Annotated in this window: 13 protein-coding genes; 8 read left to right on the forward strand and 5 right to left on the reverse strand. The window is 38.3% G+C overall.

Annotation, left to right across the window (positions count from 1 at the left end; all coding sequences use genetic code 11):
* Positions 1-62: 62 nt before the first annotated feature.
* Both aroC and prmB read right to left on the reverse strand, forming a co-directional pair.
* Entirely contained in the window at positions 63-1154 is a 1092-nt protein-coding gene (aroC, locus tag B7C41_RS06725; RefSeq protein WP_085298029.1) for a chorismate synthase, read from the reverse strand.
* Between the two features lie 61 nt (positions 1155-1215).
* On the reverse strand, positions 1216-2145 hold the full coding sequence (gene prmB, locus B7C41_RS06730) for a 50S ribosomal protein L3 N(5)-glutamine methyltransferase (RefSeq protein WP_143764319.1): 930 nt from the start codon (positions 2143-2145) through the stop codon (positions 1216-1218).
* A gap of 92 nt (positions 2146-2237) precedes the next feature.
* On the opposite strand from prmB, the gene smrB reads away from it, so the two are divergent.
* The gene (gene smrB, locus B7C41_RS06735) at positions 2238-2780 is read left to right on the forward strand and encodes an endonuclease SmrB (protein ID WP_085298031.1); all 543 of its coding nucleotides are present in this window, start codon (positions 2238-2240) and stop codon (positions 2778-2780) included.
* A 32-nt stretch (positions 2781-2812) separates the two neighbouring features.
* Here the strand turns inward: smrB and sixA are convergent, their stop codons facing one another.
* A complete protein-coding gene (gene sixA, locus B7C41_RS06740) occupies positions 2813-3292 on the reverse strand; it encodes a phosphohistidine phosphatase SixA (RefSeq protein ID WP_085298032.1) in 480 nt (159 codons plus the stop codon).
* Positions 3293-3477: 185 nt separating this feature from the next.
* Here sixA and B7C41_RS06745 point away from each other — a divergent pair, with 185 nt between their 5' ends.
* The 3 genes from B7C41_RS06745 (at position 3478) to B7C41_RS06755 (ending at position 11467) form a co-directional block, all read left to right on the forward strand.
* A complete protein-coding gene (locus B7C41_RS06745) occupies positions 3478-6273 on the forward strand; it encodes an insulinase family protein (protein ID WP_085298033.1) in 2796 nt (931 codons plus the stop codon).
* Between the two features lie 189 nt (positions 6274-6462).
* Complete coding sequence (locus tag B7C41_RS06750) at positions 6463-11043, forward strand: EAL domain-containing protein (RefSeq protein WP_085298034.1); 4581 nt, start codon at positions 6463-6465, stop codon at positions 11041-11043.
* A gap of 142 nt (positions 11044-11185) precedes the next feature.
* Positions 11186-11467 (forward strand): hypothetical protein, encoded by a 282-nt coding sequence (locus tag B7C41_RS06755; protein ID WP_085298035.1) that lies wholly within the window; start codon positions 11186-11188, stop codon positions 11465-11467.
* 682 nt (positions 11468-12149) lie between these two features.
* On the opposite strand, the gene fadJ is transcribed toward B7C41_RS06755, so the two are convergent.
* Positions 12150-14315: a fatty acid oxidation complex subunit alpha FadJ gene (fadJ, locus tag B7C41_RS06760; RefSeq protein WP_235839636.1), complete on the reverse strand. Its 2166-nt coding sequence runs from the start codon at positions 14313-14315 to the stop codon at positions 12150-12152.
* Positions 14315-15622: an acetyl-CoA C-acyltransferase FadI gene (gene fadI, locus B7C41_RS06765; RefSeq protein WP_085298036.1), complete on the reverse strand. Its 1308-nt coding sequence runs from the start codon at positions 15620-15622 to the stop codon at positions 14315-14317. Before fadI ends, fadJ begins: the two co-directional genes overlap by 1 nt.
* Positions 15623-15871: 249 nt before the next feature.
* Between fadI and B7C41_RS06770 the strand changes: the two genes are divergently transcribed.
* The 4 genes from B7C41_RS06770 to B7C41_RS06785 are packed head-to-tail and all read left to right on the forward strand — an operon-like array spanning position 15872 to position 19442.
* A complete protein-coding gene (locus B7C41_RS06770) occupies positions 15872-16828 on the forward strand; it encodes an AAA family ATPase (protein WP_085298037.1) in 957 nt (318 codons plus the stop codon).
* 12 nt (positions 16829-16840) lie between these two features.
* Positions 16841-17845 carry a DUF58 domain-containing protein gene (locus tag B7C41_RS06775; RefSeq protein ID WP_085298038.1) on the forward strand — a complete coding sequence of 335 codons (1005 nt, stop codon included), beginning with the start codon at positions 16841-16843 and terminating at the stop codon, positions 17843-17845.
* Positions 17833-18426, forward strand: a complete 594-nt coding sequence (locus B7C41_RS06780; RefSeq protein WP_085298039.1) for a DUF4381 domain-containing protein — start codon at positions 17833-17835, stop codon at positions 18424-18426. The genes B7C41_RS06775 and B7C41_RS06780 overlap by 13 nt, the downstream gene beginning before the upstream one ends.
* Positions 18423-19442, forward strand: a complete 1020-nt coding sequence (locus B7C41_RS06785) for a vWA domain-containing protein (RefSeq protein ID WP_085298040.1) — start codon at positions 18423-18425, stop codon at positions 19440-19442. The genes B7C41_RS06780 and B7C41_RS06785 overlap by 4 nt, the downstream gene beginning before the upstream one ends.

The following is a 19442-nucleotide window of genomic DNA, read 5'->3' on the forward strand; positions in this document are numbered from 1 at the left end:
AGATAGTTGATATTATTGCTAAGTCAGCGCTTGATTACTTAGCAATAATGAAAAGAATAGTATTAGCGCTCAATATCTGGTGTTTCACAAACCACATCAGCATTTTGCGCGCGATGTCTTAAGTAATGATCCATCAAAGTCAGTGCTAACATTGCTTCTGCAATAGGTACCGCGCGAATACCAACACAGGGATCATGACGTCCTTTAGTGACAATATCAGCAGACTGCCCTTCAAGGTCAACAGTTTTACCGCTAACACCAATACTTGATGTTGGTTTAAGTGCAATAGAGGCGACAATAGGTTGGCCAGAAGAAATACCACCTAAAACACCGCCAGCATGATTTGAAGCAAAACCTTCAGGGGTTAGTTCATCACGATGCTCTGAGCCTTTTTGATTAACAACACCAAAACCATCACCAACTTCCACGGCCTTAACAGCATTTATGCCCATTAGTGCATGAGCAATATCAGCATCTAAACGATCAAAAATAGGTTCGCCTAAACCAACAGGCACATGGTTAGCTACAACCATTAACTTGGCGCCAATCGAATCTTTTTCTCGCATAATACCACGAAGTAGTCCGTCTAATTGTTCAAGTTTATTAGCATCAGGAAAGAAGAATGGATTTTCTTCAACAATATTCAAATCAATATTCTCTGCGCATACATCACCAATTTGAGTGACACAAGCTTGGATAGTAATACCGAACTTTTGCTGTAAATATTTTTTAGCAACGGCACCAGCCGCAACACGCATCGCAGTTTCGCGCGCAGAAGAGCGACCGCCACCACGGTAGTCACGAATGCCATATTTTTGCCAATAAGTGTAATCAGCATGTCCTGGGCGAAAGGTATTAGCGATATTGCCGTAATCTTGTGAGCGTTGATCCGTATTTTCAATCAACAAACCAATTGGCGTACCTGTTGTTTTTCCTTCGAAAACGCCAGACATGATTTTCACTTCATCAGCTTCACGACGAGCAGTGGTAAAGCGAGAGGTGCCTGGTCGGCGTCGGTCAAGATCATGTTGTAAATCAGCTTCACTAAGTTCAATGCCCGGAGGGCAGCCATCAATAATGGCACCTAAACCTAACCCATGACTTTCACCAAATGAAGTGACTGTAAATAACTTACCAAAAGTATTGCCTGACATAATGATTTTGATCCGTAAATATTATTTCGCTAAACCGCCAATTGAAGCACTGACGAGTACATTATTTGTTACTGGAAAATTCCTGCTGATGTTGCTGTAATTGCGCTTTGGTTATTCGAAAAACACCATGACCACCACGTTCAAACGTTAACCATTGAAATGGTACATTAGGGAATGCCGCCGTTAAATGCACCTGAGAATTACCAACTTCACAAATTAATACGCCATTATCATTTAAATAACTTGCTGCTTGTGCAAGAATTTTTCGCGTGATATCTAAGCCATCAAAACCGCTGCCTAGGCCCATTTTAGGCTCATGCAGGAATTCTTGTGGCAAAGCGTCAACATCTTCTTGATCAACATAAGGGGGATTAGTCACTATTAAATCATAGCTTTGCCCTTCAACCCCAGAAAAAACATCAGAATAAATTGGAATAACTTGTTCTACTAAGCCATGACCTTCAATATTAATTTGTGCAACATTTAGCGCATCAACAGACAAATCAGCAGCATCAACATCTGCTTCCGGGAAATTAACCGCGCAAGCAATCGCAATACAACCACTACCGGTACATAAATCTAAAATTTGCTGAGGAGCACAATCAATTAAGCCCTCGAATTTATTACCTATCAGCTCACCAATCGGTGAACGAGGCACTAAAACGCGCTCATCTACGTAGAATGGTAAACCACAAAACATCGCTTGATTAGTCAAATAGGCAGCAGGTAAACCTTCCGTAATTCGGCGTTGAAATAAATCTAATATTGCCTGCTTTTCTTGTGCGATCAATCGACACTGCATTAATTCGTCAACCATATCGCTTGGCAATGATAACTGATGCATGATTAAAGTTATCGCTTCATCCCACGCATTGATGGTGCCATGACCAAAATATAGCTCTGCTTGATTAAATTGACTAGCACCAAAGCGTACGTAGTCACCAATGGTATGTAATTGTTCGCTCACACTTGCAAAATCTAATTTTTCCACATATTCCTCTAATATCTCAGTGTCGTAATTATTTTAAGGGCTATATTAACCTTTCGCTTGTTATTGTTCGTCGATGTTTTTAGACTTCACCCATGAAATTTAAAGACGCACTTAACGCGGAAGAAAAAAAGTTGTTTAAAAATGCCATAGGTAAGGTAAAACCTATGGTGCAGGACAGAGTACACCCCGAAAAAAGAACCATCAAGCAGAAAACAACGTTAGCAAGACAAAAAGATAAAAAAGTTGTCGCTGAGTTTCATTTTTCAGATGAGTTTGAACCTGATTTAAATAGCCAAGGCCCAGTGAAATATGTTCGTGAAGGTGTTGATACATTTGAAGCTAAAAACCTTCGTCGAGGGCAATATGTACCAGATCTTATTCTTGATTTACATGGCCTTGACCAACATCAATCAAAACGCGAAATAGCCGCTTTACTTGCTGCTTGTGAAAAAGAACATGCGCAATGTGTTTGTATTGTTCATGGCCTAGGCGCGCGGATATTAAAAAATAAAGTTCCCCACTGGTTAGTACAACATCCTGACGTAATGGCTTTTCATCAAGCGCCATTAGAATGGGGTGGCAATGGCGCACTACTTGTTCTGGTTGAATTGAAAGATAAATTCGTTCGCGACTAAACAGTAACGCACTAATGAAGTCAAATTACTATTTACAATGTGACTTCATTAGGTGAAACCAAGGTAACAAATTCACCTAACATTCTTGTTGTATCATATTCAATTTGTGCCACTGATGCAGTTTGAAATATTGGCATAGTGTTATCGCTGGTTAATTCTGCCACTAAATAGCTAACTAAAGGCATGTGCGACACCAATAAAATCTTTTTATATTGCTCAAGGCTAAACACAGCATCTAAGTAATCATGCACTTCTTTTGCATTATCTTCTGGAGTAATGAAACTTAATGTTTTTCTTACACCTACTGATTTTAGTTGCTCAATAACTGTATCTGCAGTTTGTTGTGCTCGTAAATAAGGGCTAACAAAAACACAATCAAACGAGTGCTGATTCTCAGCCAACCATTGCGCAGATGTTCTAGCTTCATTGATCCCATTTTCTGTTAATGGTCTTAATGCATCTGAGGGCGCAATATTTTCAGCTTGGCCATGACGCATAACAAAAATTTGCATAACTACCTTAATTTAAACGAACTTTATTATTTGCGGCTATAGTAAAGGAATTATTCAATTTTTTATAACATCAGTTAAGAATAAAATAGACTCGCCTTATTCCTTAGGGTAATTTAGAAAGATAATAAAAATAAGACTCTAGCGCTAGTAAATTACGCTACAAGTCAAATTTTGCAGGAGCAATTGTGAAAAAAAGCCCTAATGACGTAAAGCAATATCAAGCTATTACCTTAACCAATGGTTTACGTGCATTATTGGTTCACAATCCAGAATCAAACAAGTCTGCCGCGGCCTTAGCGGTTAATGTTGGCCATTTTGACGACCCAACACACCGTCAAGGTCTCGCTCATTTTCTGGAGCACATGCTATTTCTTGGCACCGAAAAATACCCTGATGGCAGTGAATATCAAAAATTCATCAATGAACATGGCGGCAGCAATAACGCCTGGACAGCAACTGAACATACTTGTTTTTTCTTTGATATCGGCAAGCAGCACTTTGCTGCAGCAATTGAGCGTTTTGGTGAGTTTTTTACCGCGCCACTACTTTCAGAAGAGTTTGTTAATAAAGAGCGTAAGAATATTGATGCTGAATTCAAGCTAAAGCTTAAAGATGATATTCGACGTCTTTATGATGTACACAAAGAAACCATTAACCCAAACCACCCTTTTGCTAAGTTTTCTGTTGGAAGTAGTGAAACATTAGCCGATAAAGCAGGCCATAACTTACGTGATGAAGTTTGTCATTTTTTCCAAAAAAACTATCAAGCTCACTTTATGACCCTAGTTTTAGAAGGTCCACAAGCTATTGCAGATTTAGAAAGCTTAGCAAAAACACATTTTTCACAGATCAGATCAAATGGTATTCCTAAAGCTAAAATTAGCCAACCACTTTACCGTCCTGAACACCAACAACAATGGATAAAAGTTCGTCCAGTCAAAAATGATCAACAGTTAATCATTAGTTTTGCGATGCCAAGTATTGACGAATTTTACCGTCATAAACCAGAAGCTATTCTCGCTTATTTAATTGGCCATGAAGGCCCAGGTAGCATTTTATCATTACTCAAAAGTAAACAATGGGCTTTGGCATTAACTGCAGGCTCAGGGATAAATGGCTCAAACTTTAAAGACTTTAATATTAATATCTCATTGTCTGAATTAGGAGAAAAAAATATTAACGCTATTATCAGCATTGTATTCTCCTATATTAAGTTATTGAAAAACATGCCGCTGAACAAGCACTATTACCGAGAAAAAAAAGCATTGGCAGAATTGTCATTTTTATATCAAGAAAAGCTTTCACCACTAGACTCTGCTAGCCAGCTTGTTATCAATATGCAGCATTACCCAGAGCAAGATTATATTTTTGGTGATTATGTTATGGAAGGCATGGATGAGTCAGCTTTTGGCATATTACTTAGCTATATGGTAGCAACAAACCTTCGTATTATTACCATCAGTCAACAGCTTGATGATCACGAAAAAAACAGAGTGAGTAAGTGGTACCAAGTGCCGTACTCTATTGCTGATTTAGCTACTATTCAAATTAAAGACTGGCAAGACCCTCCCGCTATTGAACAATTATTTCTGCCAACTGAAAATAACTATATTGTTGCTCAACCACAGCTTATCGCTTATCAAGGTGAAGACAATAATCCTTTAACTCCACCAAAAAGCATTTGCCAACAAGATGGCTTATGCGTTTGGTTTAAACATGACACTAGTTTTAATACACCCAAAGGTTACATATATATATCAATCGACTCGCCAAAAGTCATAGAAAGCGCCAGTAGTATTGCAATGACTCGATTGTTTATCGACCTTTATAGTGATGCAGTAGTCGAAGAACATTACGATGCTGAATTAGCAGGCATTCACTATCACCTATATTCTCATCAAGGTGGGATGGCATTGCAGCTTTCAGGTATAAGCACTAAGCAAGAACAATTACTACCTTTACTACTTGCAAGTTTGCTACGTTGTGAATTCTGTCAGAAAAAATTCGAACTATTTAAGCAACAATTAGTTAGCCACTGGAAAAATTCCGAAAGCAGCAAGTCTATATCGCAATTATTCGCAACGCTTAGTGCAGCCATGCAGCCTAAAAGTCCAAGCAGCAAAAGCTTAGTTTCAGCACTCGAAGCAATCAGCTTCAATGATTTCAAAAGATTTATTCCGCAAATATTTGACCAAGTGGCAGTAGAAGCTCTAATTCACGGTAATTGGCCAATAAGCGCTGCCAAGCGAATGATCAGCATCATAAAACAAGAATTTGGCCAGCAACTATCAGATGAAAGTTCGGTGAAAATTCCATGTATTGATATTAAAAACCAACAACAAATAACCATTCCTCTGGAGTTACCTGAGCATGATCATGCCGCGGTACTCTATTATCCTATGCCCGGAAAAGACTTACATACAGTAGCATTAACGATGTTAACTAATCAGCTACTATCGCCTATTTTTTTCCAAGAAATGCGTACTGAAAAGCAATATGGTTATTTAGTGGGGGTTGGCTTTATCCCTATCAATCGATACCCCGGCATTGCCTTTTATATTCAGTCACCTCACACCGACTCATCAACACTGACCTCAGCAATGAGTGATTTTATCGGCAGAGCTAATGATTATATAAAAAACTTACCTAAAGAGCATTGGCAACACTTACAGTTTGGTCTTGCAAGCCAGCTACAAGAGAAAGACACTAGTTTAAGAATAAAAAGTCAACGATATTGGGCCGCCATTTGCAATAAGGAAACGTCTTTTATACAAAAACAGCAACTTATAGCAGTAATTAAAACATTAACAATAGCTGACATTATTAATTTTATTCAACATCACTTTCATGGTGCAATTACGGACGATCGTTTATCACTGGTAACTTATGAAAATAATACTCAGTGTGAAAAGGCACTAAAAAATACTTCGTCTGCCGAAAATAACGAATTATTGTTAAAGAAATGTCAAAGAAAATACTAACCCTGCCGATATAACGATAAGCTGAAAATGTTTCATTTAATATTATCGTAACTTAACAAACAGCAAAGATTGACTTACTCACTCGCATCATTTTTAATGGGCTACGAGATCCAAAATAATAATAATATCTGGCATATCCGTTAATGTAATTTTACAGGGTATGGATTTCACAAGCGTAGGGTTGTATTAGTGCATTTATCTTTCTTCAAGCAAAGACTATTTTCGAATTTTTCTATTTTCCGTGCCTCTTTTATTTGTTTGATGGCGTTTTCTGTTGCTATACAAACATACGCATTTGCGAATAACGTCAATCAAAATCCATTAAAATTTGAACGTATTTCAATCGCGGAAGGATTATCTCAAAGTTATGTTTACGATATAATTCAAGATTCTAATGGTTTTATGTGGATTGCGACGCAAGATGGTTTAAACCGCTACGACGGTAAAAGTTTTGTTTATTATCGACACGATAGTACAAACAAGAATTCAATTGCCGACAACTTTATCCGTAAACTTTTTATCGATGATAAGAGTGTTTTATGGGTTGGTACTAATGAAGGCTTAAGTCGCTATAACCCATCGTTAGACAATTTCGATAACTTCTTGCACCAAGAAAACGATAACAATTCCCTTAAAGACAATGAGATTTGGGATATATATCAAGATAAACAAAGCAATATATATATATCTACCAAAGAAGGCCTCCAAAAATTTAATCATGAAAATAATGATTTCGTTCATATTCGTTTTCGAGATTTTGAAAATGTACTAAAAGAAATTAAAACTATTTTTCAAGATGAAAAAGGGAATTATTGGCTAGGAACCTATGATAAGGGCATATTTTTAACCAATAGCACTATGTCTTCAGTAGTATCTCTTAATGATAAAAATAAATGGGACATCAACCTCAACGCGACTGCACTTTATGACTTAAAATATATTGATAATCAATATTGGCTAGGAACAAATAATGGTCTTTTAATTATTTCACAAAGTTATGAAATAATTAAACACTATACAAAAGAAAGTAGTGACGTTAGCCTAAAGTTGTTATCAAATATGGTTCGCTCAATTGAACAACTTAATGAGTCATCTGTTTGGCTAGGCACATTAAGTGGCTTAAATAGTATTAATATTTTGACCGGTAAAGTTAACTCTCACCAAGGTGTTCAACACAAAAATTCTCTTTCGAGCAACTTCCTCTATAAAGTATATAAAACTAAGAAAGGTGATATGTGGCTTGGCACAACAGGAGGAGGAATCAATACATTTAATACTTTACAAAAAAAGCTAGTGCATGGACTATTCAAATATGACGGTGCTAACCAAGCGGTATACGCATTTGCCGAAACTTCTGATAACTCTGTTTGGTTCACAACAGACAATGGACAATTGAATAAGCTAACATCTGATGGAGGAGCACTTCAAGTGAGTATTAATAACAATACTCCAATATCTCAAATAATGGTTGATGAAAAAGACAACTTATGGCTAAAAACAGAACCAAGCACTCCTTCAGAACATAGCAACCTTTTCTATTATGACACTCAAAGTAAAATATTGATAAAAAATGAAGAATGGGCTGAAAACTCTAACCAATTGAATTATAGCAATTCAATTTTACTTAAAGATAAAATTTGGTTTATTGAAAAAGAAGGAGAACTAAAAAGCTATAACATCAAAACCAAGAAGTTTAGAAGTTTTAGTCAAGGTAGTACAAAAAAATTCACAATGCTAACTAGCGACATTAATAATGACATATGGCTTTCAACAACTGATAACCATATTCTGACTTTTAATACTTTAAGTCTTACTTTCTCAGGAAAGCAATACAACACCATTAATGATGCTAATAATGGAAATTATACTAACATCTCAGTATCCGAAAATTGGATTTGGTTGGGAACCAGAGGGCAAGGTGTTACACTCATTAATAAGCACGCTGAAAAAACTTCACGATTTAATGAAGAAACAGGCCTTTCTAATAACTTTATTTCAGATATAAAAATAGATACTAACGAGACGGCTTGGGTATCAACAAATAATGGTATAAACGCAATATCCCCTAATACCAAGCTTGTAAAATCATTTAACATCGACTTCCAGCTTTCTGACAACGAATTTATTAGCGACAGTGGAATAATCACTAAAAATCAAGCCATATACTTTGGAGGCATAAATGGTTTCCATACATTATCTCCCAATGAACTAATCATGACAGGTCAAAAGCTGCCTAAGCCGTATATCACCAATATTTTAATTGCAAATAAAGAGGTCCCTACTGTCAGCAAACAAGAAATAAGCACTGACTTTAGTATTAAAAAAGCACCAAATCATCTAGATTTATTAAAGTTAGGGCATAAGCAGTCTCAATTTAGTATTGAGTTTATTTCCCCAAATGTGAAAATGCCAAGCCACTTAAAATACCGCTATAGACTACTCGGCTTAGAAGATGATTGGATCGATGCTGGTAAAAATAATTTACGAGCAACCTACACCAACTTAAGCCCAGGTGATTATAGTTTTGAAGTACAAGCCTACGATTTACAGAATAAACAAGAAAGTGAAGTTAAAGCTTTAAGTATTAAAATTATGCCGCCCTGGTGGTTATCACTCAGTGCAATATTACTTTATAGTTTAACTTCTATCTTAATTGTTGCTTACTTTCTCCAGCAAATGCGTCATAAGCGGTTATATCATTTACAAATTAAGTTGAGTGAAGAGCGCTTAAAGCTATCTCTGTGGGGTAGCGGCGATGAAATGTGGGACTGGAATATTAAGAAAGGAAAAATATACCGCTCTAATATCTGGGGCATTTTAGAGTTTCCACAAGATGGGAAGCGCAATGTAGGTGCCGATCAAACCAATATTCATCTACAAGATATCCCAAGAGTAAGGGAGGCACTAAATCAGCACTTTGAAGATAGCAGCCAACATTTTGAAGCTACCTATCGTGTAAAAGACAAAGACGACAAATGGATTTGGATACTTGACCGCGGTAAAATAGTCGAACGTGATGAAAAGAATAAGCCCTCACGTATGACAGGAACACTAAAAGACATCAGTCAAATAAAACGCACCGATGAACGCTTAAAGTTATTTGCAAAATGTATTGAAAATATTTCAGACGCTATTGTTATTTATGATCGCCAATTTACTGTGGTTGACGTTAACAAAGCTTATCAGCGCATTACCGGTAAGACAAAGCTAAAAATGCGCGGTTCTCCATTAAAATTCGAGCAGTACCCCGAAAGCTTTAACCAGAATGTTAAGAAGCATTTGATCACAAAGGGTAATTGGCATGGTGAAATTGAAAGTATTCGCGACAATGGCGAGCTTTACTTCACGGATTTAAATATTGATATTATCAAGGATGAAACAGGTAATATATCACATTTTGTTGGTGTTTTTTCAGATATAACAAAGCGTAAGCAAACCGAAGCTGAATTAAGAAAACTTGCTAATTCGGATACCTTAACTGGGTTGCCTAACCGTTCTTATTTTCAAGCTAATCAACAAAGATTAGTTAAAAATAAAATATCGCATGCCTTATTAGTTTTCGATTTAGATAATTTTAAGAAAGTTAATGATTCATTAGGACATGAAGTCGGTGACGTTTTACTTTGTAAGGTCGCTGAGCGTATTCGAGGCTTAGGTAGAAACCAAGATAGTGTCTATCGACTGGGTGGAGATGAATTTAGTTTAATTGTTGAAAACACAAATGATATCCACACTGTTACAACGATTGCCAAGCAAGTATTAGACTCAATTGCTTTGCCGCTAAAACTAAAAAGCCAGGAAATCGTTCTTTATAGTAGTATCGGTATAGTACTTTACCCTGAGGACGGCATTAGCCCGCAAGAATTACTGAAAAATGCCGATACAGCAATGTATCACGCAAAAAATTCTGGCGGCAATAAATACCAATTTTTCAGTGATTCAATGAATAAAACCGCGGTTAAGCGCTTACAAGTCGAAAGTCTCATTCGTCACGGTCTAAAAGATGACTTATTTTCAGTTTTTTATCAGCCAAAAATTGAAATCGCTACTGGGAAAATAGCAGGTATGGAAGCACTTGTTCGTTTCGAGACTCCTAGTAAAGGTATCGTTAGCCCTGTGGTATTTATTCCAGTATCTGAAGAAACAGGACAAATTATAGATATCGGTGAAGTGGTACTTCGAAAAGCGTGTTTTGCTACCAAAAAGTGGGTTGATGCTGGTCTTTTTGAAGGGCGTATTGCAGTGAACTTATCTGCTGTACAATTTACTCAGCCAAACCTAGTGTCTATGATTGCGAATACCTTAAAAGAAAGCGAGCTACCAGCCAAGTATTTAGAGCTAGAGATTACCGAAGGTACGGTAATGGATTCACCACAAAAAGCCATTGATACTATGCTGCAAATACGTGCGATGGGTATTCATCTATCACTAGATGATTTTGGCACTGGCTACTCCTCATTGGCTTATTTAAAAAAATTCCCACTAAACACATTAAAAATAGACAAGGCCTTTGTTGATGATATAGAAACGTCAGAGCAAGGCCGAAATATGGTAGCTACCATTGTCACTATTGCACATAACTTAGGCATGCAAGTTGTCGCTGAAGGTGTAGAAACCAACCAACAGTTAAGTTTTCTATCAGGTCTTCGCTGTGAGCAGTTACAAGGTTATTTATATAGTAAACCATTACCTGAAAATGATTTTCAAAAATATTTACTTTCGTTCCAAATAACGAGTAAATCGACCTCATTTGATCAAAATACAATTTAGCTATTAGGTGTCAATTTTATGGCATTGCAAGTTTATTCTCTAAACATAAGCGTAGGGCCTTGCTGGTAAAGACCTTGCACTTATGGCACAGTTTTCGCTTAAACCTTATTGATTTTAATAATAATTTTAATAAGGAAAAAACATGCTTAGTTCATTAATTCTATCTTTAGCAATGTCTGGTACCCCTGCCGTTGTAAACACAAATGATTTCAACATCGAAGAAGCCGGTACTCGTCGCGGTCAAGTGCGTATTGGCACCCGTCGCGGTCAAGTTCGCATTAATAGTGAAAAATTAGACGCTACGGAAACAGGCACTCGTCGTGGTCAAGTTCGCATTAATAACGAGAAATTAGATGTTACTGAAACTGGTACTCGTCGTGGCCAAGTCCGTATTGGTACTCGCCGTGGTCAAGTTCGCATCTAGGAGCTAATATGATCAATCTAATTAAATCTTTATTTGTTAATAGTACAAAAGAAAATGCTATTGCTGCAGGTATAGAAATTAAAGAGATGCCTGCAAGTACATGGTGGAATTAGACTATTTAAAGCATTTAAACTGCTTTAAACGAGAAAAGGATACAATGCTACAAGGATGTTAGCGTTTTAACATTATCAAATTATTTAGCCCGATAGTTTAACAAAAAAAGAGAATATCTAAGCCGAGAAAAGCAAACAGTCAAAACCAAAACGCTGATAGGTCTTTAAGCGTTTCTTCATACAAAACATTGGCCAGATCAACGGGCCGAATACTAATCCAGCCGTTGCCCATCGTTTAGCTCCTAAGCCATTGCTTATAGCCTGACAATAAAAAAACGATGAAAAAATGATAGCTAATACTGATATAAATAAAATAAACACGCCTAACCTACTTCGAAATTATATAGAGAAATTAAAAACGTTATAAACACGCGCATCTTAGCAATATTAGAGTAATCATTCAAAAAACATTATTTTACCATCGTCACTCTTTGTCATTCATGGCACCGTGACATACTGTTCGTCCTAAACATAAAAAAGAGGCAATAAATTGCCCCTTTCGTTACTAGTTTCAGCCTACTTTACGGAAAAATCATTCCATCAATAATTTAGGCTCAACGAACTAATTACTACGAATAATAACTTTCGCCTTGATCTGCCATTTTCACTAATGCATCACAAGGTGTGAATCGTTCACCAAACTCAGCTTGCCATTTGGTTAATTTACTCACCAGTGTTTTGGCTCCAACTTTATCCATGTACTGGAACGGACCGCCAAGGAACGGTGGAAAGCCAATACCAAAAATAGCCCCAATATCGCCATCACGAGCATTGCGAATAATTTTTTCATCCAAACAACGAGCTGCTTCATTAAGCATCATGTAAACACAACGCTCAACTTGTGCTTCAGAAACAGACTTATTACTCGCTTGTAATCCAAGTGAGCTATAAACGCCTTCATCAACCAGTTTTTTCTTACTCTTAGTATTATATTGATAGAAACCTTTCTTCACTTTTTTACCTAAACGACCATCTTCGATCAATTTAGAAAAAGCTGCCGGTGGAGCAAAACGCTCTCCTAATTCAGCTTGTAAAATTGGCCCAATTTTAGAACCTACATCAATACCAACTTCATCTAACAACTGCATCGGTCCGACAGGGAAACCAAATTTTACCATCGCTTTATCTAAAGCTTCAATTGAACAACCTTCAAGTAACAGCATTCCTGCTTCGTTCATGTAAGGCGCTAAAATACGATTAACATAAAAGCCGGCTTTGTCTTTAACAACAATAGGGGTTTTCCCTTGCTTTTTAGCAAACGCAACCGTTGTTGAAATAGTTTGATCAGAGGTTTTATCGTGAGCGATAATTTCTGCTAACGGCATTTTATCCACAGGTGAAAAGTAATGTAGTCCGATAACATTTTCTGGACGCTGTGCTTTTTCAGCTATTTGCCCAATCGGTAGGCTTGAAGTATTACTGGCGAAAATGGTACTCTCTTTACAATGGCTTTCAATATCTGCCACCATATTTTGTTTTAAAGTTAAGTCTTCAAATACCGCTTCAACGGCAATATCCACATTAGCAAAACCTGTAAACTCGGTTGTACCCGTGATATTTGCCAGTTGATTCTGCATTTCACTATGACGCATAAAGCGACGCTTAACTTTTTTATTCAATAAGTCATAGCCATATTTAAGTGCATGGCTAATACCCTGATGTGAAATATCTTTAATGCGTACCGGTAATTTTGCTTTGGTTGCCGTTACAAAAGCAATACCGCCGCCCATTAAGCCACCACCAAGTACCGCAACACTTTCGATTTTAGCAGGTTGAATGCCCTCAACACCCTGCTCTTTTTTCATATCGGTTGTCGCGAAGAATATTTGTCTAAGCTGCGCAGAAACATCTGTCATCACTAACTGACCAAAATGTTCTGCTTCTACTTGGTAACCTTTCGAAGGAGCTTGTTCCGCACCAGTACGTATACAGTCAATAATTTTTAATGGCGCAGGGTAATTACCTTTGGTTTTACCTAAGACCATTTTTGTCGCTTGACTAAACAAAACACTGCGCCCTAAACGATTGCCTTCAAGCAACTTATCCATCAATGACAATTTACGTGCTTTAGGCTTTACTTTACCTGAAAGCGCTAGCTTTTCTGCTGTGGCAATTAAAATACTGTTTGGCACTACTACATTGACTAAACCGGCTTTTAAGGCTTGTTTTGCACGTAATTGCTTACCTGTCAGCATCATATCTAATGATTTTTGAATACCAACAAGTTTCGGTAAACGCTGTGTACCACCGCCACCTGGTAATAACCCTAATTGTACTTCAGGCAAACCTAATGCAGTTTTGCCACTATCACTACAAACACGGCCATGACAGGCCATAGCAAGCTCTAAACCGCCACCTAAACAAGCACCATGTATAGCTGCAACAACAGGAATAGATAAATTTTCTAATTGATCGAAGATCACTTGCCCTTGACGTGATAATGCCGTGGCTTCTTCTGCAGACGTACACTTAGCCAACATATGAACATCAGCGCCCGCAACAAACGAGTCTGCTTTACCACTAATTAACACTAGCCCTTTTATTGTTTTGTCTTCACGAATCTCTTTCAATGTTGCCGCTATTTCTTCCCCAAATTCAGCTTTTAGGGTATTCATGGTGTCGCCTTTAACGTCCATGATTAAATGTGCGATGCCATTTTCCTGGCGTGCCAAACTAAAGGTATTGGTTTCTTCTGGCATAGTTAAGTCATTTTCTTGCATTGTAACATCCGTCATTAGTCTGTCTCCACAATCATAGCTGCGCCTAAGCCACCAGCGGCACATGCAGTTGTTAAACCTACACCACCACCACGACGGTTTAATTCATTCAATGTCTGCACGATTAAACGTGTACCTGTCGCAGCAAATGGATGTCCATAGGCTAACGAGCCGCCCATAACATTAAACTTGTCCATATCAATTTCACCAATGGCCTTATCGCGACCAAGGTGGGTTTGAGCAAATTTATTACTGCCAAACATTTTTACATTCGCCAGTGCTTGGGCTGCAAAAGCCTCATGCATTTCAATAAGGTCTAAATCAGCTAACTCCATCCCCGCACGTTTAAGTGCGATAGGTGAAGCAAAGCTTGGCCCCATTAACATATCTTCCCAAACATCAATTGCAGCAAAGCCATAGCTACGGATATAACCTAACGGCTTATAACCTAACTCTTTTGCTCGCCCTTCTCGCATAAGCAATATCGCCGACGCACCATCAGTCAATGGCGTACTTGTTGCTGCTGTTACTGTGCCGTATTTACGATCAAATACCGGCTTTAATTTCGCATAACTGGCTAATTCTGAGTTTTCACGAATACAGTTATCTTTATCGATAAATGATTTATACGGTTCACTGTGAGTAGACATTACTTCACCGGCAAGCTTGCCTTCTTGCCAGCTTTTCGTGGCAAGCGTATGTGAACGATGCGCTAGTGCATCTTGCTCTGCACGTGTAATCCCGTGTGTTTTCGCCATTTGTTCAGCAGTTTGCCCCATTGACAACCCTGTTGAATATTCCGCTACAGCCGGAGGCACAGGTAAAATATCTTTAAATTTAAGCTGTCGAATTAACGACACCTTTTGCCCAAAGGAACGTGCCTTACTTAAATCAAGCAAAGTACGAGCAAGTTTCTTTGAAACGCCAATTGGCGCCACAGAAGTGGAATCAGCACCACCAGCAACACCAACATCAACAAAACCGGCCATAATAGACTCGACAACATTGACTGTTGACTGAAAACTGGTGGCACAAGCTCTTGAAACACTATATGCGTCAGTATGAACATTCATACCTGTGCCAAGCACTATTTCACGAGCAATATTCGGCGCTTCAGGCATTTGCACCACTTGGCCAAAGATGAGTTGGTCAATAATTTGCGGGTCAACATCATGCTTTTTCAGCAGTTCGTTCACTACAATTTTACCTAAATCTACGGCTGGGACACCATGAAAAGCCGTTGCTTGCTTAGCAAACGGTGTACGTAAACCAGCAACAACCGCTATACGTTCCCCACTTCCTGTAATTAGTTTTGATTTTGTCATTTTTGTTTCCATTATGTTGCAACATCAAGAGGTCTGACCTCTCTGGTTTTGTTATGATTCTAACGAGATATTAGAAAAATTCAATCATTAGCTATCAAAATTTAAACAAAATGTTTCCAAAGCCCTAAAAAGCTAAAGAATTTTTTTAGAATGAGTATAATACGCTTGTTTTTTTTTACATGAACCTTATATCAATTGAAAGGTCTGACCCACTGACATTAAATTTACAAACAATAAGAACATTGAATTATGGCTATTGAACACTTTGCATCTTTGAAAGAACATTTATCTTCTGAAATTATCGGACAACCAGCATTAGTAGAGAATTTACTTATTGCGTTATTAGCAAATGGCCATTTAATTGTCGAAGGCCCTCCTGGTTTAGCAAAAACTCGTGCAGTTAATGCCTTAGCCGAGGGAATAGAAGCTGACTTCCACCGCGTTCAATTTACCCCTGATTTATTGCCAGCCGATTTAACCGGCACTGATATTTATCGTCCTGAAGATGGTAGCTTTGTTTTCCAATCTGGGCCATTATTTCGTAACTTAGTGCTTGCTGATGAAATTAACCGAGCACCTGCGAAAGTACAATCAGCTTTATTAGAAGCAATGGCTGAAGGTCAAATTACTGTTGGCCGAAAAACCTACCCGTTACCGGAACTATTTTTAGTCATGGCAACGCAAAACCCACTTGAGCAAGAAGGTACATATCCTTTACCTGAAGCTCAGTTAGACCGTTTTTTAATGCATCTTGAAATTGGTTACCCGGATGCTGCCGCTGAATTAGATATTTTAAAGCTCAATCGTGGTGAAGCATTAAAAGTTGAAAAAAATACAATAAAAGAAATAACCCAAGCTGACATATTTGCAGCCCGAAAAGAAGTCATGCAAATTCATATGGCGCCAGCTGTCGAAAATTATATTGTTGATTTGATCATGGCAACTCGTACACCAGAAAAATATGACGATAAACTCAAACAATGGTTAGCATATGGCGCAAGCCCGCGTGCCACTATTGCTCTTGACCGTTGTGCTCGCGCTCGTGCGTGGTTAAATAATCGTGATTTTGTTAGTCCTGAAGATGTTCAAGCAGTGTTTCATAATGTTTTACGCCACCGTATTTTAATGACTTATCAAGCAGAAGCTGAAGGCATCAGTAGTAACCAATTACTTGACCGTCTTTTAAGTTTAGTTGCCGTGGCTTAATGCGTTTATCTTATGTGGTTTAGTCAAAAAAATTCAAAAAAACAGAACTCAACTCAAGACAGCCTTGATGAGCTATTAAGCAATGGTATCGAATTAACCATAAATGAATTAATTCGTTATCAAAGTAAAAGCTCATTAATCAATTTGGCGGCAAGTAAAAGCTTGCACGGTAAAATGTCAGGCAATTATCTCGCCCGCAGTAAAGGCCGAGGCATGGAGTTCGACGAAGTACGCCATTATCAAAATGGTGATGACATCAGGGCTATCGACTGGCGTGTTACCGCTCGTACCGGTAAAACACACACAAAATTATTTCGTGAAGAAATTGAACGGCCAGTGCTTATCGCGACTGATCTAAGCGAAAGTATGCACTTTGGTAGTCAATTATTGTTTAAATCAGTACAGGCTGCTCATGTTGCCTCACTGGTGGCCTGGCATGCTAAGTCACGAGGCGATCGCATTGGTGGCATTGTATTTAATCAGCAAAAGCATAGTGAATTAAAACCTCGTAGTCGCCAACAAGGCGTATTGCATTACTTACATACGCTCGTAAAAACACATACCAATAGTACTTTAGAAACCAACGAAGTGGCAACGAACCAGCAAGCAACGTTGGTCTTTGAGCAAAATTGCGCGCGTATTCGACAATTAGCTAAACCCGGTAGCTTAGTTTACTTGATCACTGATGCTTTTCATCTTAGCGATGAGGCAGTGCGTCATCTTGCTCATGTATCTCGTCATTGCGAACTGGTGGTTTGTTTGATCAGTGACCCACTAGAACAACAATTACCTTCAAGCAAACAGAAGATAACGGTTGCAGTTACCGATGGCCAAGAACGGCAACAATTAGTACTAGGTGATAAAAAGCTTGCAGAAAAATACCACCAGCAAGCCATTAAACTGAGTGAATCTATCGAGCATAAACTCACCAAAGCTGGTGCTCGTTTACTGCATTTTTGTGCCAGTGAACCATTAGAAACACAATTACATCGCGGAGTAGCGTCATGGATCCGTTAGCACAATTAAAAGACATTCATTTACCGGGAGCTGTACACAATTATCCTATTGCGCCAGGTTGGTGGCTAGTAGCGCTTAGCTTATTAGTTTTGCTCATTTTTGTTGGCCTGAGAATTCGTCGATACATTGTAAAACACAAAGCTAAGAAGCAAGCAATAAAACAACTTGCTAACGCCAACGATACTGTTGCAGTGGTCAATACTTTGAAGTGGGCCTTATTAGCCTATTTCCCTCGTTCACAAGTCGCACACTTATCTGGTAATAATTTAAAAGCTTTTTTAACTATGACACTACCAACTAAGCATCAAGAAAGTTTTCAACAACTCAGTGCCAACAATTTTAATACCGTATACCAAAGTAATAAGCAGGCTATTTCACAAAATGAAGCGCCATCAAATGTCATTGAAGCCGAGTTTACTCAGGCAGCAAAGCTATGGTTAAACCAAGCACTACCGCCAAAGGACGAGTCATATTCTGACGATAACTCTTTATTTACTGATAATTCAACCATCAGCAGTGCAATAGTGCAAACTGAAAAGTCAGCGTTAAAGTCAACAGAAGTTATCGGAGCTAAGTCATGATTCATTTTGAATTTATCTGGCTATTAGCTGCTCTGCCTCTGCCTTTACTTATTTATTGGCTACCGGCTAAAAAACAAGTTCAGTCTGCACCACTTAAAATGCCTACGTTGATTAAAGGCATTCAAGCGCCAGAATTTACGCCGCATAAAAAAAAGGGCTCATTAGCTACCTTAGGCTTAGTGTGGGCATTACTTGTCTTAGCCTGCACACAACCGCAATGGTTAGGTGAAGCAGTTAATGTCCCTACCGAAGGCCGCGAAATGATGATCGCGGTTGATTTATCCGGCAGTATGCAAGTTGAAGACATGAACCTTAATGGCAGAACAGTTAACCGGCTAGATATGCTGAAAGTTGTCTTGGGTGATTTTATAGAACGCCGAAGTGGTGATCGATTAGGCTTAATACTTTTTGGTGATGACGCTTATATGCAAACACCAATGACCTTTGACCGAAAAACCGTACAGCAGATGTTAGATGAAGCAGTACTCGGCTTAGTGGGTAAACAAACTGCCATTGGTGATGCGATTGCTCTTGCTGTTAAACGTTTTGATGAAAAAAAAGAGTCAAACCGTGTTTTGTTATTATTGACCGACGGACAGAATACTGCAGGGAAAATTACACCAGAACAAGCTTTAGAGCTAGCGGTTGCTAAGGACATCACCATTTATTCTGTCGGTATCGGCGCCGATGTCATGATACAAAATTCACTGTTTGGTGCAAGGCGAGTGAACCCTTCAAGCGAACTCGATGAAGAATCGCTGCAGCACTTAGCAGATGAAACCGGCGGGATGTATTTTCGTGCTAGAGCCAGTGAAGATATGAGTAAAATATATCAATTACTTGATGAACTTGAGCCTGTCGAGCAAGAACAACAACAAATGCGACCTTTAACGGCATTATTTTATTGGCCTTTAGGGCTTGCCCTATTCATTAGCGCTATTGCCTTACTTATCAACTCACTAGCAAGCAGATCATTTTTATTAACCAGAACAAGCAACCAAAAGGAGAATAACTAA

The organism is Cognaticolwellia mytili (genome assembly GCF_002104475.1).
Classification (GTDB): Bacteria; Pseudomonadota; Gammaproteobacteria; order Enterobacterales; family Alteromonadaceae; genus Cognaticolwellia; species Cognaticolwellia mytili.

Bases quoted from the DNA above. Each gene is read 5' to 3' on its own strand.
- aroC (WP_085298029.1), bottom strand. From the start codon at position 1,154: ATGTCAGGCAATACTTTTGGTAAGTTATTTACAGTCACTTCATTTGGT.
- smrB (WP_085298031.1), top strand. From the start codon at position 2,238: ATGAAATTTAAAGACGCACTTAACGCGGAAGAAAAAAAGTTGTTTAAA.
- sixA (WP_085298032.1), bottom strand. From the start codon at position 3,292: ATGCAAATTTTTGTTATGCGTCATGGCCAAGCTGAAAATATTGCGCCC.
- B7C41_RS06755 (WP_085298035.1), top strand. From the start codon at position 11,186: ATGCTTAGTTCATTAATTCTATCTTTAGCAATGTCTGGTACCCCTGCC.
- fadJ (WP_235839636.1), bottom strand. From the start codon at position 14,315: ATGACGGATGTTACAATGCAAGAAAATGACTTAACTATGCCAGAAGAA.
- fadI (WP_085298036.1), bottom strand. From the start codon at position 15,622: ATGACAAAATCAAAACTAATTACAGGAAGTGGGGAACGTATAGCGGTT.
- B7C41_RS06770 (WP_085298037.1), top strand. From the start codon at position 15,872: ATGGCTATTGAACACTTTGCATCTTTGAAAGAACATTTATCTTCTGAA.
- B7C41_RS06775 (WP_085298038.1), top strand. From the start codon at position 16,841: ATGTGGTTTAGTCAAAAAAATTCAAAAAAACAGAACTCAACTCAAGAC.
- B7C41_RS06780 (WP_085298039.1), top strand. From the start codon at position 17,833: ATGGATCCGTTAGCACAATTAAAAGACATTCATTTACCGGGAGCTGTA.
- B7C41_RS06785 (WP_085298040.1), top strand. From the start codon at position 18,423: ATGATTCATTTTGAATTTATCTGGCTATTAGCTGCTCTGCCTCTGCCT.